This window comes from Chryseobacterium sp. GVT01B (genome assembly GCF_019970045.1).
Taxonomy (GTDB): Bacteria; Bacteroidota; Bacteroidia; order Flavobacteriales; family Weeksellaceae; genus Chryseobacterium.
Window position 1 is genome coordinate 254254 of record NZ_JAHXYI010000002.1, and the last position, 15650, is coordinate 269903.

The following is a 15650-nucleotide window of genomic DNA, read 5'->3' on the forward strand; positions in this document are numbered from 1 at the left end:
AAAGTTAAAAATGAACAATCAGGAGTTCTGAAGTTCTTTCCTGTTGTTTTTCAGTTTGGTATTATATTCTACAAAATCAGCGAGCTTCTGGTATTGCTGCATTAATTCTTTGTAGTGCTTTACTTCTTCAGCTTTGGGTTGGTATTCCGCTTCAAATCCAGATCCCATTTTCATGCTTGCTTCCTGCACTGTAGGGTAAACTCCTGCTGATACGGCGGCATAAACAGCAGCTCCCAATGCGGGAGTCTGGTCTGAAGCAGCTACTGCAATAGGCATATCCAGAACATTAGCAAGTGTCTGCATGATAAATGGAGATTTCCTTGCTACCCCTCCAATTCCAATTATTTTATTGATTTTCAGACCTTCTTCTTCAAAACGGTCAACGATCTTTTTAGCTCCGAAACAAATGGCATTAACCAAAGCTTTGAAAATATGGGGAGCTTTTGTTCCCAGAGAAAGTTGACTGATGGCTGCTTTTAGCTCCTGATCCGCATCAGGTGTTCTTCTTCCGTTTACCCAATCCAATGCAATCGGAACACTATCTGAAAGAGGAATTTTTTCTGCTTCATGGGTTAATTTTCTGATAAGATCATGTTCCATTTCATCTGCCAGCTTTTTCTTCAGCTCTTCTGAAATACTTTCGGAATGCATCAAAACCTGATAAACAGGCCACATCAGGATATCTTTATACCATGCCAGAACATCTCCAAAGGCTGACTGTCCTGCTTCAAGTCCTATCAATCCGGGAATTACAGATCCGTCAACCTGTCCGCAGATTCCTTTTACGGTTGTATCCCCGATGGTTTCTCCTGAAGCCACCATGATATCACAGGTAGATGTTCCCATGATTCTGATCAGTGCATTTTCTTCCACCCTGGCTCCTACCGCACCTGAGTGGGCATCAAAGGTTCCTACAGTAACTATGGTTTTGGTGGTAAGACCGGTTTTTGCAGCCCATTCTTCATTCAGGCAGCCGGCAATTTCATCTGAAGTATACGTTTCCCTGTATAATCTTCCTCTGAGTTCCCCCAGAGAAGGATCTAGCCTGTTGAGAAATTCTCCGGAAGGCAGCCCGTCCCATGTCTCATGCCACATGGCTTTGTGGCCGGCAGCGCAACGGCTTCTTTTAAAAGTTGTCAGGTCTTTATGATCGGATAAAAGATAGGTCAGATAATCACAGTGCTCCATCCAGGTGTACGCCGCATTTTTTACTTCTGCATCTGCTCTACTGATGTGCAGTATTTTGGCCCAGAACCATTCTGAAGAGTAAATACCGCCTTCATATTTTGTATAATCTTCGCCACCCCAGGTTCTTGCAAGGGTATTGATTTCTTCGGCTTCGCGGATAGCGGTATGGTCTTTCCATAAAACCATCATGGCATTGGGATTTTCTTCAAATCCCGGAACCAATGCTAAGGCTACTCCGTCACTTGTTAGTGGTAACGGTGAAGAGCCTGTAGTGTCAATACAAATACTGACGATCTGCTCTGCCGGTATTCCGCTTTCTCTTACAACTTCTGAAATGGTTTTCTCCAGACCTTCAATATGATCTGAAGGATGCTGTCTGAAACTGTTGGCTGAGGGATTACAAAATCGGCCTTCCTTCCATCTCTGGTAGTAGCTGACTGAAGAAGTTATTTCGGAACCGTTTTCAGTATCAATAAGGACGGCCCGTACGGAATCTGTACCGTAGTCCAGCCCGATAACATATTTTTTCATGGTGGTAAACGTTTTTGATGATTGAGATTTTTATTTCTCCTGATGAAATAAAAACAAATATAAGATTCTATTTTAAATAAATGTAAAAAATACACTTATTTTACATAACAACTTAATTAACAGTTTATTAAATTAGTTTTAGCTTTAAAACCACTAAAGAACTGGCAGGAATTTCAGTGAATATTTTGCCATTTTTGGCTTCAAAAATCTCTTCTTTAGGTTTCACTAGTTCAGCATCGAAATTATTTTCACTGGAAAGCTGAGGCGCAGACAATAATGTTTGGGTCAGTTTTTTACCAACTTTCAAATTTCCGGGATTAATGGTGATTCTTTTACCCTGAGTATCAGTATTAACTATTTTAATAATTATTTCATTCCCTTTTGCATCTTTCACTGCTGTAGCATATAAATTTTCCTGCCCTGATAAAGCTTTTCCTTCATTTTCTATTTTCAGTAAATCTGTTCCTTTATTGTTGGAAAATAATTTTTGCACATAATAATTAGGAGTGGCGTAAGATTTCAGATTATTAAACCAGATAAGATCAGGTGTCCACTGCCACCCTTCGGCATGAGCAAAAAGCGGTGCATAAGAAGTCATATAGACAACATCTGCATTTCTTTCGAGACCGGTCATGAAAGCAGCTTCTGAAAGTGCTGTCAGCCAGCTATTCTTATTATCCGGCTTCACTACACCTACAGACTGAGCGGCATATTCCCCGGCAAAAACTTTGGGTCCGGAACGGTCATAATGGTCATATCTTCCGGCATTTTTCATGACCCAGTCGGGTGAATTGTAATAATGCTCATCAACAATCTGTGCGTTAAGCTGTTTCAACTCTTTCCAGCCATATTCAAAGAATTCGCCATCAGGTGATGGTCCGCTTCCTGAAATAATCTTAATGTCAGGGTATTTTGTGTGGATAGCTTTTTCAAAAACTTTATAACGTTCAATATAATCTGCTCCCCATTGCTCGTTCCCAACTCCGATAAATTTTAAATTAAAAGGCTTTGGATGTCCCATTTCAGTTCGGATTCTCCCCCATTTTGTTATTTCGGGATCTCCGTTGGCAAATTCAATGAGGTCCAGAGCATCCTGAACATAAGGATCAAGGTCCTCCATTTTCACCAGCTCTGCCGTATTGAACTGACATGCCATTCCACAGCTCAGAATAGGGATGGGTTCTGCGCCCAGATCTTCGGAAAGCTGAAAATATTCAAAAAATCCCAACCCGAAAGACTGTCCGTAATCCGGTGTAAGCCTGTGCGGAAATCCAGTGCTCCATTTATTGATAAGATATTCACGGTCTGCCACATTTCCTACTGTTTTTTTCCATTGATACCGTTCTGCCAAGGTTCTTCCTTCTACAATACAGCCTCCCGGAAACCTCAAAAATCCGGGCTGCAAATCATATAATTTCTGAACGAGGTCTTTTCGTAAGCCTCCTTTTCTGCCTTTCCAGGTATCCTGCGGGAAGAGGGAGATCATATCCATATTCACAATTCCGTTTCCGGTAAATGTAATCCGGAGTCTCGCTTTCTCAATAGTTCGCGGGGACTGTAAAACAATATTGTATTTTTGCCATCCCTTTTCTCTTATGAGCGTGGAAACCGAAGAAATTTCTTTTCCTTTTTCATCAACAAGACTAGCCTTTACTGCCGAAATATTTCCTGAAACATTCTCCAGATCAAAACTGAAATCATATTTTTCACCTTCATGAAGACCAATTCCCCTGAAACCTTCATTTTCCAGAAGATAATTTTTATTATTCAAAACCGTAATCCGGGCGTAATTTTTATTGGCTCTGGAAGGATTGGAATAAATTGTCAGAAATCCGGAATCAAGATTAGGAGAAAGCGTTTTTGTATTGGGCTGTATCCATCCTGTAAAAGGTTCATCAAATTCAAAGCTTCGGTTTTTAATCAATTCAGCATATATTCCTCCGTCTGCTGCAAAATTGATATCTTCAAAGAAAACCCCGTACATTGTAGGCTGTATTTTAATATTGGCGGAGTTTTCTTTTATGTCAAGGTTATAAGTACGGATGGCATTATTCTGAGCCGAAAAGAAAGTGGCACTCAGAGAAATCACAATGGAGAATATTTTATTTTTTGTTGTCATAGATCGTATATTTTGAAAGCTAAAGCATGTCTCAATTTATCCTGAATCAATTTTCATTTTACTTTTAACGAAATGTTTTTCAATCCTGCATCATCAGAAGTTCCGCCATAAAAAATGGTATAGTCGCCGGGTTTTGCAACCAGATCATCTGCTTTTTCATCGTAGAACGCAAATGAGTCTTTAGAGAGAGTCAGCTGAATATTTTTTGTTTCTTTGGATTTAATTAGAGTTCTTTCAAAAGCCCTTAACGTTTTTACCGGTGCCTGGGCATCATTATTTCTTTTGATATAAACCTGAACGACTTCTTCTCCATCCCTTTCTGAAACATTGGTTACGGGAATTGTGATCGTCACATTTTCGCTGGTACTGATCGTATTCTTGCTCAGTTTAGAATCTCCGTAAACAAATTTGGAATAGCTCAAGCCATGCCCGAACGGATAAAGAGGTTTTTCCTTCATATAACGGTACGTTCTTCCCTGCATATCATAATTTTCAAATCCTTCGTGCTTGCTTGTCTTTGAAAGAGCATTGTCCAGCTGTTCAAGGTTTTTGTAAAAGGTAATGGGTAATTTTCCGGAAGGGTTATATTCCCCTGCCAAAACATCTGCTACGGCCGTTCCTCCGGACTGTCCGCCATACCAGGCGTTCAACAGGGCATCATAATTTTTCTCATCCTGTTCCAATCCCAGAGCGCTTCCGGTGCAAAGAACAAAAACAACAGGTTTGCCGGTTTTTCTAAGCTCCGCTAACAGGTCCCGCTGGACTTTAGGAAGGGCAATAGAAGTTTTGTCACCGCCTTTGAAGCCTTCTGCATTCACCATCATCTCTTCACCTTCCAGACTTGGAGAAAGTCCGCCTGCGAAGAGAATGACATCTGCATTTTTCACCTTTTCTCTCACCGAAGCAAAATTAACAGGGTCTTTTCTGTAGACCTCAAAGCTGATGCTTACATATTTTCCTTTTTGTGTATGACGCAGTTCTATCTGGTATTCTTTTCCTTTTTCCATTTTTACAGAAAACTCTGAAGGATGTCTTGCGTCAGGTCCTTTCCTTGTTGCGATTTCTTTTCCGTCCACGAAAAGTGTATAGATATCAGAAGTGGAAGCAGAAAACACAACCTCCCCTGTATAAGTACTTTTGAAAATGCCTGAAATAATAGCTGAGGTATTTTCTCTTCCTACATTGGGTGCAAGTTGAGTACCTCCAAAGCTGTTGTAGCTGATCGCAGTGGAATTTACGGAAGTATTAGCCGACTGCCCTTTGAATTCATTATTATTGAAGAAATCTACTTTCATTCCTTTTGCACCGTTTTTCTGACTGATAAAATTCTGGTATAATGACTTTCTGGACGAAGGATCTGTTACTTCGCTTCCTTTTTCGTAGATAATTTCAGCATTTGGAAATTTGGTTTTGATTCCGTCTAAAATCGTTACAATGGAAGAAGGTGTTCCGTTATAGTTTCCTAACTGCATCAATCCGTCATCAGCATTCGGGCCTACAACGGCAATTTTTTTAATATTTCTGCTGAGAGGCAGAACATTCTTTTCGTTTTTCATCAGCACAATTGACTTTTGTGCCATTTTCAGTGCCTGTTTTTTATGATCTTCAGAATCTACTACAGAATACGGAATGGTATTCCAGTGAACGGAAGATTTCGGATCAAGCATTCCCAGCTCAAACCACCCTTTCAGGATTCTGCGCATCGACTCATCAATATCTTTTTCGGTAATCAGTCCGCTTGCCAGAGATTTATTCAGATTGTTATAGGTATCTCCGCATTCCAGATCCGTGGAATGTTTCAGGGCATCTGCTGCGGTTGTTTTTTCGTCAGGATGAGTGCCATGGTATTTTTTCTGAAAGAAATCGGCCAGTGCCCAGCAGTCTGAGACCACCATTCCGTCATACTTCCATTTTCCACGGAGAATTTCAGTAAGTAAAGTGTTGTTTGCACAACATGGCTGCCCGTCAAAAGCATTGTAGGCACACATTACTTCTCTTACATTTCCTTCCTGAACCAATGCTTTGAAAGCGGGAAGATACGTCTCATACAGATCTCTTTTTGATATTTCTGCGTTATAGGAATGGCGGTTCCATTCCGGTCCGCTGTGTACCGCAAAATGTTTGGCGCAGGCGTGGGTTTTAAAAAATTTCGGGTCGCTTCCCTGCAAACCTTTTACTGCAGCAACGCCCAGAACGGAGGTAAGATAAGGGTCTTCACCATAGGTTTCCTGACCTCTTCCCCATCTTGGGTCACGAAAAATATTGATATTGGGTGTCCAGAAGGTCAGTCCTTCGTATCGTCCTGTTTTCATAGCTTCATCAAAAGATCTGTTGTATTTTGCCCGTGCTTCATCAGAAATCATTTCAAAAGTTTTAAAATGCTCCGGAACATCCCATGTAGCAGCCATCCCGATAGCCTGTGGAAAAACAGTAGCTGTTCCTGCTCTTGCTACCCCGTGAAGAGCTTCATTCCACCATCCATAGGCTGGAATTTCCAGACGCGGAACTGCCTGTGAATTATCCATCATCATTCCTATCTTTTCTTCTGTTGTCAATAAGGAAAGAAGGTTTTCTATTCTTTCATTAACAGGAAGATCAGGATTCCTGAACGGGTATTTATAATGGCTCTGGGCAAAAAATAAAGATGCTGCCAGGGTTGTACATAAGGTTAATACAATTCTTCTCATAAAGATTATGGTTTCAATAAAATCTGAAAACTCTAGAAATTTTTGTTGTTAATAATTTTACCTGCAGATTTTGCGGATTTCACAATTGACTGTATATATTTTAAATTTTGTCTGTTTTAATCTTTCAATACATCATCGATGGTAGTAAATGAGCCATCATAAACTGACTTATGATGGCTTTGAGTTCAATTTATTCTTTAACAAATTTTTGTGTGATCACTGTGTTATTCTTATAAGCAACTTCAATGAAGTAAATACCAGCCGGGAAATCTCCTACATTAATTTGGTTTTTTCCTGAGTTTATTTTCAATCCGGAACTGATGACACTTCCTCTCTCGTCAAAAATAGTGGCAGCTGCTTCTGACAGATCAGAATCAATGAAAAGGTCTGCTTTTACCGGATTAGGATATATTTTTACACCCTCTTTTTTAGCTTCAGCAGAAATATTTCTGGCGCTTAATGATCCAAAATTTAAAGGAAGAACGTTGGCAGAATATGTATTTTCTTCTGTAAGATAAGCTTTAAAAGATCCTATTACAGGCTCATTTCCTGCAGTTACCTTATAGAAACCTGTTATGCCGTTTTCTGTTTTCAAGACATAGGCATTGGCGGGGACTTTGATACTCTGATAGACTCCGTTCATCTGATTGACAGTGATTGCTTTGGGTGTGGAAACATTTCCTGAGCCGTTGAAAGTAATATTTCCTGCTGCATTGATAAGCACCGGAGTATTTGCAGGAATAATTCCGTTTGAAATTGCGGTACTACTTATACTGCCTGCTCCGGGTGACAATGTATAAGCAGTAACTCCGGACGGTATATTAGCCTGAAATGGTAAGATCAACATGTCATAACCGTTGAATGTACGGCTGTAAGAAGCGTTATTAGCTGTAAAACTGAACGGTACCTGAAAATCCATACCCTGGCCGGAGAGAACAAGATTTGAACATGCAGCACCTGAAATCACATTATTGACCGACGAATTTACATTTGAATTGATGTAATAGATGCTGTTAGTATCCGCACTCATAGGCTGCCAGTTGTTTGAGGAAGTAATGCCTGCAGTATTTCTGAAATCGACTGATGTATAGTAGCCATTTTCCAGCGCATCCATCAGATAGCTGTCACTTGCGGAATAAGTTCCTCCGAATTTTGAAGCATTTTCATTTCCTACATTAAAATAAACGTCTCCAAGATTAAGGGTTAGTATAGAGCTGTAGTTTGAATTTCTCAGTCCCAGAATCCCTTTGCATCCGTCTGTAAGAACCTGTCTTGAAATATCGAATGTCATATCAAAATTTCCTCCCTGAGGAAAATTAATCTTTCCATAGTTATAAGATTTCGTTACGCCCTGGCTGTTGATATAGTATAAAGTTGTATTGTCCGAATAACTTTGTCCTGCCGTTGTATAGCTGTTTACATGCAGGACCAGTTTATTGTACCTGTCGTTAAGCTGTAGATATCCGTTAGCCGCGGTCATATTATTGCTGATAAGAGGACTTGGATTGGAGAACGTCACTGTTGTATTGCTTATATTGAATCCCGTACCAAAAGCTGTATTGGTAGCAGACTGTGTTTCAATTTTATTATAATGAATATCACCACCTGTCATCAGAGAAGCAGGTCTGTCACCGCTTTTATTAAAAACGAAGGTTATGACACTGGAAGGGCTGATATCAGCCGTAGGCCGGAATGTTGCCGTACCTATAGAAATAGGTGTACTAACCATATTGGATTGTGTATTGGTAAGGACTTTTGTTCCTGAAGTTGTGTAAAAAGGGAGATCAACCTTCAAACTATAAGTATTCTGAGAAGGATTAATGATCATAAGAACAACCTGATTTCCATCCTGGGAAATATAGGAAGAACCTTGTAATACTCCGGTTTTGTCATCCCATTTCGCGTCTATTCTTGTTTTTCCCGTTGTATATTTGGCATAATGTGAAAGGATATAACCTCTTTTGGTCATTACTCCTGCGGTAGTTCCGTAAGTTCCGTCCCCCATTAAACCGTAATAACGTTTGGCGGAATAATGGATCCATGCATTGATATTGCCTAATAAAGCATTGTTGACGCTACTGGCAAAGGTAAATGCATCTGTATTCCAGCTGAAATCACGGGCCGGCTGAGTGGATGAAGAATTCCAGTTGATCAGATATTCTGTCTGCCAGATTTCTTTATTGTAATTCTGAAACTGCTTGTAGGTAGACTGGATAAGGCCATACTGATGTCCTCCATATACTTCAAAATTAGCCATTGCCGTGGGATCCAGCAAAGCACTGGCAAAATTATCCGTAAATCCCACACTTTCCGGAGCAATAACCTTACAGTTGATGAGATGTCCATAATTTTTGATAAAAGTGGCAATTTGAGCCGGTGTCCAGATACAACCCTGGTACTGAGCCATTTCATCCGGTTCATTTTGAATGGAAATATAGTCAAGATCTACTCCGTTATTCTGAAGATAAGTAACAAAGCTGTTGAGATAAAGGGCATAGTCCTGATAATTTTCGGTTTTCAGATATCCTATCTGCTGTACTCCGTTGGTATCCGTGTACACGGCATTTACATGATTATTGGTTTTCCAGGCTGCAGGCATTGTCCACGGTGTAGCAAAAATGGTAAGTCCCATTGATTTGGCAAGCTGTGCAGTAGCCAATACAGAACTCCAGTTACTGCTGTTTTCAGGAATATATAGTCTCATAATGTTATATCCACCTTCACTGGAAGCTCCCCAAAGATTCTGAATCTCCGAAGTTGACATATGGTTATAAGCAAACTGAGGACTGCACACAAACCCTCCGAACCCTCTTACTTTCTGATAAATAATATTTTTGTCAATTTTTACCGTTGTAAGCTGACCTTGCAGCATGCCGCTGAAAAATAAGACCATAAAATGAATGGCAACAAGACTTAAAAATTTTTTCATAATGTTTTGGTTTAAATATTTGTGATTTTGATGTAAACAATTAAAATAAGGGCAATATATACCCCGTCAAGACAGTTAATTTTCAAAAAACCATCAGGAAAATGCATTGAGTTATCAGACAGCGATCCGTTAAATACAATTACTTACAGATATCCGCTGTTCTATTTCTTTACGCTCTGTTTTGGAACTGTATTTAAAATTGAATGTGAGTTAAGATTACTGTTTCATGGCTAAAGTGTTGTTTGTTATGGATACTGGAGTATTCAGTGAAGCATTTCACTTTCCGGAGCCCCCAGGTAAGAAGGTTTTAGACCTCCGGTATTGATCAATATTTTTTCCAGAACAATGCCAGGTTCGAGCACTCTGAAACGTAATGTGTGTTTTCCTGTCTGCGAAATTGCGTGTTTTGTAATAGATTTAATAATATGCTCTGACTGCCATTTTCCCAATTCTCCTTTGTAATGGCCATTGAAATTCACAATCTGCGGAGTTTCGTTGTCAAAAGAAATTTCGTAGCGAAGTCCTTTATTATGATTAAAATTTAAAGTCGGAGCTAATAATAATTGGACATCAAACTCACCTTTTGATTCAAAATTTATATCATATTCCAGCCAGATACTTTCATCGTTTTTAGGATAAGCATTCTGTGGAAAGGTTGTCACTCCTGATTTTGTCTTTCCAAAATCAGGAATTACTTCCCAATAGATTTTTTCTGATTGATGCATTCTTGCAAAGTTTTCCGCTTCAATAGATACATAACCGTTTTTTTCCTGAAATACTTTTTCTTTGAGAGCCTCAGATTCTGAAATATAGGTGACTTCGGGCATTATATTTTCTTTTCCATCCGCCCAGCTTTTGTACCCTATTCTCATCTGATCCATCATATGCTTCCATTTTCCTCCGGCTATTACATTGTTGTATTGATGGTCCAGATACGTGTTTCTTTCAAAACATGCCTTCACTTTATCTGCATAAAGATTGGCTTCAGGGTCTTTTTTTACTGCCAGTTCCCTGTTTTTTGCTACGGCATAATACATTTCATATAAATTACTGCAGGCATCAATAGGATACAAAACCAACTGATAATAGGCATCCTGATATTCTGAAGAGATCTGTTCTTTTAGACGTAAGGCTTCTACTACTAATGCCCTGTAATCATTGAGAACTGTTTCAAATTCATGATAATTCTCTAGGCTGTACGTTTTGCTGTCAAGGGTTTCAGGCGTTACTCTCCTGTTGTATTTGGCATACAGATTAATCATCCTGGCAATCTCTTTGGCGTGTTTTTCTCCAAACTGCTGAGCAGACCATCTTTCAGTATATTCCAAAAGATTTTTAGCGTTAAACTGCTTTGGATTCCAGGCCATTTCCAGAAAAAAGCTGATGGGAAATTCCATGGGCTTTAAATCTCCTACATTCACTATCCAAAGTTTGTCCACCTTGTGTTCATAAGAAAGATTCATCTGTTCCCATACTCTCTGGATGGGGCTGATGTTGATCCATTTAGAATTTCTCGGTCCCCCCACATAATCGAAGTGGTAATACATTCCATATCCTTCTTTATGCAATGGTTTTGAAAGATCAGGAAGCTTTCTTACATTTCCCCAGTTATCGTCACAGAACAGTAGAATAACATCATCCGGAACCCGCATTCCTTTATCATAATAGTCCTGAACTTCTTTATACAATGCCCAGACCTGAGGAGTTTTTTCTGCTTTTTTACCAGTAACATCCGCAATGATTTTACGCTGGTCTTTTACAATTTTCTCCAGCAGGGAAATATTGGTTCCATCCCCCATTGCTTCATCGCCATCACCCCGCATTCCCACTGTTACCAACTTTTCCCAGTTTTTGCTTCTTTCTATTCCTGACTTCCAGAATTTCTGTAGCACTTCTGCATTTTTACTGTAATCCCAGACATTCGGAAGATTATTTTTTTTGATATACCTATGCCAGTCTGTTTGTGCCAAAGCCATAGGTTCATGGTGAGAAGTTCCCACCACAATCCCCATTTCATCAGCCAGCGGACCGCTCAGAGCATCATCGTCATAAAATGCTTTTCCCCACATTGCCGGCCAGATATAGTTTCCTTTCAGGCGCAGGATCAGATCAAAAACTTTTTCATAAAACTGACTGTTTATTCCTCCGAAAGTTGCCCTTGCCCAACCTCCAAGCGAAGGTTCTTCATCGTTAAGGAAAATACCGCGATATTCTACAGCAGGCTCACCATCGGTATACATTCCTTTTTTGAAATATAAATTTTCCTTTACCGGAACCGGAACATCCGCCCAATAATACCATGGTGAAACACCTATCTGCTGAGACATTTCATAAACTCCATAAATAGTTCCTCTTTTATCACTTCCTGCAATCACAATGGCTTCGGTAACTCCTGGAAAAGGATTGCTGACATTCTGAATGATATACTTTTCTTTTTTCCCAGTTAATGCTTTTCCATCAATTTTTTTTTGCCTGATTAAATCATCAATGACAGATTTTGTCCCTATAGTTCCGATAATTATTAAAGGTGACTGCAATCCTGAAATTTGGTTAAGAATCGCCGGCTGTTCTCCTGTCACTTTTTGAAAGTCAGTCTGCAGATTTTTCACCGCTCTCATAACCCCCTTATCTGTTCCGAAGTTGGTAAAGATCGAAAGATTGGTTGCTTTTTCTTTTAAAATAATACTTTCCGGGGTCTTTTCAGTATTGATGAACGGTTCTGCTGCATGAACCTGCAGACCAAACCCAAACAACACAACAAAGACAAATATTTTCAGATGATTCATAATCAGTTTTTTTATTTTAAAAACTTTGTAGTCTTACTCAATTCAAACCTTACAGGTTTATTTCTTTAATTTCTCAGTACAAAACCACCCTGTTGCTGCACCTCAATACTGAAATCCCCCCTTCCATTTACTTTTACTTCTTTCTCTGAGGTGTTTCCTTTTGCATCATCATTGATAAATTTTACGGTTTTTCCAGCGAACATCGGAAGTTTTATTTTCAGTTTCCGGGATTGTTTTTCTGCATTCACGCCAGCTATATACCATTGATCTGCATGTCTTCTTGCAATCACTACATATTTCCCGGGATAACCGTCTAAGAAGATTGTTTCATCCCAAAGTGTAGGAACTTCTTTCATAAAGCGGAGCTGAAATTCCGGAGCATCGGTCAGGTTATTCGGCATTACGGCAAACATCTGAACGGGATTCTGAAACAGCACTGCTGTAGCCAGCTGAAAGCCGTCCGTGGTATGCCTTTTATTTTTATCCCTGTTTGATTCTGTTAAATATCTATTAAGGAAACTTCCTCCAAATTCCATACTTCCCACTGTATTTCTGATGAAAGGATGAAGTGTAGCAAAAAAAGCTTCCTGCTTACGTACATCTTCTGAAAAATAAAGCATTTCTGAAGCCAGAACAGCTTCACTCCCTGCATAGTTCGGGTACATTACTTCCCAGCCTCTCGGTACAGTGGCTCCATGAAAAATAATGGTTAATCCATAATCGTTGGCATCGGATAAAATATCTTCATAAAGACGCATGGTTTCCTGTTTGTCTCCTCCGAAAAAATCCACTTTGAGTCCTTTTACCCCGACATCTTTCAGCCATTTCATTTCTTTTTTACGTTCAACAGATGAGCTCATTTTGTTTCTCGGTCCCATCGGTGCGTCATTGGCTGCTCCATTGGAATTGTACCAAAGTAATACGCCTACATTTTTCGATTTTGCATACTGAATGAGAGTTTTCATTCGTTCTTTTCCAATATTTTTATCCCAAAGCGCATCCATAAGAATAAACTGATATTTCAGCGCGGCAGCAAGGTCTATGAATTTTACCTGATCATCATAGTTCATACTTTTGTCCTGCCACAGAATCCAGCTCCAGGTGGATTTTCCGAACTGATACTCCTGTGAAGGCTCATACATCGGATCTACCACATCAAAAGGAATGGTGGTTTCCACGATGGGTTTCAGAGAACCTCCCACAGTAATTGTTCTCCACGATGTTTTTCCGGGAAGTGAAACGGCTGCTCCGGTACTTCCGAAACCGTTATTTTCAGCAATATTCGGATAAGCTACTTTATAAAGACTTTTTTCTGCTGTGGTTTCAAGATGAGAAGCACAATACATACTGTTCACTCCTGTCTCGGAAAGCAATACCCAACCCTCATTTCCGATATGGAACAGACCAGGGAAAACATATCCGTAATCAGATGATATTCCCAGCTCGGCATCGGCTTTATAACCACTTTCATAGCTTGGTGCTGTACGGGCGAAACCTGTCATTGGCTTCATCATAGGGGAAAGAAAAGTAGTCGTCTGTGACGGGAACCTGTAACCAGTAGTTTCTGACTGAACAACAACACTCAGGCGTTCTTTCATGGGTAGAATATTATATCGGAAAGCAATATTATTATTACTCACCTGGAATTCGATGCTTATCTGGTGCTGGTCCGCATTGGTGAAATTAACGGTTAAAGTATTTGTATTATAATGAATCTCGGATATTTTGATTTTCCGGTTTGTATATTTCTTAGAAATCACGTCTTTTTGGCTGTCAGTAAATTTCAAATTCTTGGAAAAATCTGATTCATTCGTTATCAGGCCTAACGGAGATTTTTCAAGCATTATTTTCCCTTGAAAAGTCACATCATACAAAGCCTGCCCTCCTTCTGAAAAGACATGAAGCTTTATTTGGCCGTCAGGACTTGAAACTTCTGCTACCTGCGCAAAACTTTTACTTATTAGAAACAGGCTGAATACAATATATAATGCTTTTTTTCTCATAATTCATTATTTTCAAGAAAAGTCCAGTAATCGAAATACATAATATCTGTTGAAGCTTTTCCGCTGAATACAAAATACAGATCATGGATACCGGTAATCTTTTCAGAAATCTGCACTTTTACCGTTTCCCAGCGGTCATCACCACCAGTCATCGGAATCTTTACTGTGGTGGCTACCGGACCGTTCACAGCATCTAAATGAATGGCCATCGTTACGTCACTGTTGTGAGTAGTTCCTACCCTTGCGGAGAAAGCTGCGGCTCCTTTTTTTCGGAAATCCACATTTTTTACACTGGTATAAGCCCCATTTTTCTTGGCTTTGATGAAGACACCAGCCTCTTTATTCTGATAGGATTTTACATTTTCCGACCAGGCAATCATTTCCGCCTGATTGAACGAATAAGGATTAACTGTTGCGATAGCTTTTGTAATTCCGCTGGTCATTTTAAATGGTGAAATGGAGCCGTCTTTATTGAAGGTAAGCTCTTCCAGACTTACTGATCTTGTAAACCCGCTTCCGTTCGGCAATGCACCATTGTGATAAAAGAAATAAGTTTTTCCCCGGAAATCAATAACGCCGGGATGATTGGTGAATGACTTTCCTTCCGCTGGCATGATAATTCCACCATACTTCCAGGGTCCCTGTGCATTTTTACCTGTAGAATATCCTATGAATTCCGGAAGCGGACCACCCGGCCAGAAAAGATAATACAAATTTTTCCTTTTGTACAGCCACGGCCCTTCCTCATATTTTGTTGGTCTTTCCAGGTTGGCTTTCCCATCTCTTTTACCAAATGATTCTTCTGTCATTGGAACTTCTACAATATTTCCGGAATAGGAAATCATATCTTCATTAAGCTTTACGTATTTAAGCTTAGGATTTCCCCAATACATATGAGCCTGTCCATCATCATCCACAAAAACCGTTGGATCAATATCACCCCATTCGCTCTGAACCATAGGCTTTCCCAGCGGATCACGGAAAGGTCCCAACGGACTGTCACCTACAGCAACACCGATAGCTCCTTTATTATTGGTTTTTGACCACATCGGAACATACATAAAAAATTTTCCGTTTCTTTCTACACATTGTGCGGCCCAGGCATCGCGCTTTGCCCAGTCAAAATCTTTATACGAGAGAATTGTTCCGTGATCTGTCCAGTTGACCATATCATTGGTAGAATATACTTTCCAATCGTTCATGGTAAACCAGGTAGAATCATCTTCATCGTGTGTGGTGTACACATACAGCCTATCATTGTAGACCATCGGTGCAGGATCTGCAGTGTAATTGGTCTGCACAATAGGATTCTGTGCAAATCCCACTTGGGAAAAGCCTGCCATTAGAATTAAACTGACATATATTTTACAGATACTCATAGAATTGGAAATTTGGATTTAAAACTTT

At 39.8% G+C, this 15650-nt stretch carries 7 protein-coding genes; all 7 read right to left on the reverse strand.

Annotated features, from left to right (window positions below):
• Positions 1-18: 18 nt before the first annotated feature.
• Positions 19-1719 (reverse strand): ribulokinase, encoded by a 1701-nt coding sequence (locus LC457_RS04620; RefSeq protein WP_223598820.1) that lies wholly within the window; start codon positions 1717-1719, stop codon positions 19-21.
• Positions 1720-1846: 127 nt separating this feature from the next.
• Entirely contained in the window at positions 1847-3838 is a 1992-nt protein-coding gene (locus tag LC457_RS04625; RefSeq protein WP_223598821.1) for an alpha-L-arabinofuranosidase C-terminal domain-containing protein, read from the reverse strand.
• Positions 3839-3891: 53 nt separating this feature from the next.
• The gene (locus LC457_RS04630; protein ID WP_223598822.1) at positions 3892-6525 is read right to left on the reverse strand and encodes a glycoside hydrolase family 3 C-terminal domain-containing protein; all 2634 of its coding nucleotides are present in this window, start codon (positions 6523-6525) and stop codon (positions 3892-3894) included.
• A 190-nt stretch (positions 6526-6715) separates the two neighbouring features.
• Positions 6716-9454 (reverse strand): T9SS type A sorting domain-containing protein, encoded by a 2739-nt coding sequence (locus LC457_RS04635; protein WP_223598823.1) that lies wholly within the window; start codon positions 9452-9454, stop codon positions 6716-6718.
• A gap of 263 nt (positions 9455-9717) precedes the next feature.
• A complete protein-coding gene (locus LC457_RS04640) occupies positions 9718-12240 on the reverse strand; it encodes a glycosyl hydrolase 115 family protein (RefSeq protein WP_223598824.1) in 2523 nt (840 codons plus the stop codon).
• Positions 12241-12305: 65 nt separating this feature from the next.
• Positions 12306-14243 (reverse strand): glycoside hydrolase family 97 protein, encoded by a 1938-nt coding sequence (locus tag LC457_RS04645; RefSeq protein ID WP_223598825.1) that lies wholly within the window; start codon positions 14241-14243, stop codon positions 12306-12308.
• Entirely contained in the window at positions 14240-15622 is a 1383-nt protein-coding gene (locus LC457_RS04650; RefSeq protein WP_308116396.1) for a glycoside hydrolase family 43 protein, read from the reverse strand. Before LC457_RS04650 ends, LC457_RS04645 begins: the two co-directional genes overlap by 4 nt.
• Positions 15623-15650 lie beyond the last annotated feature (28 nt).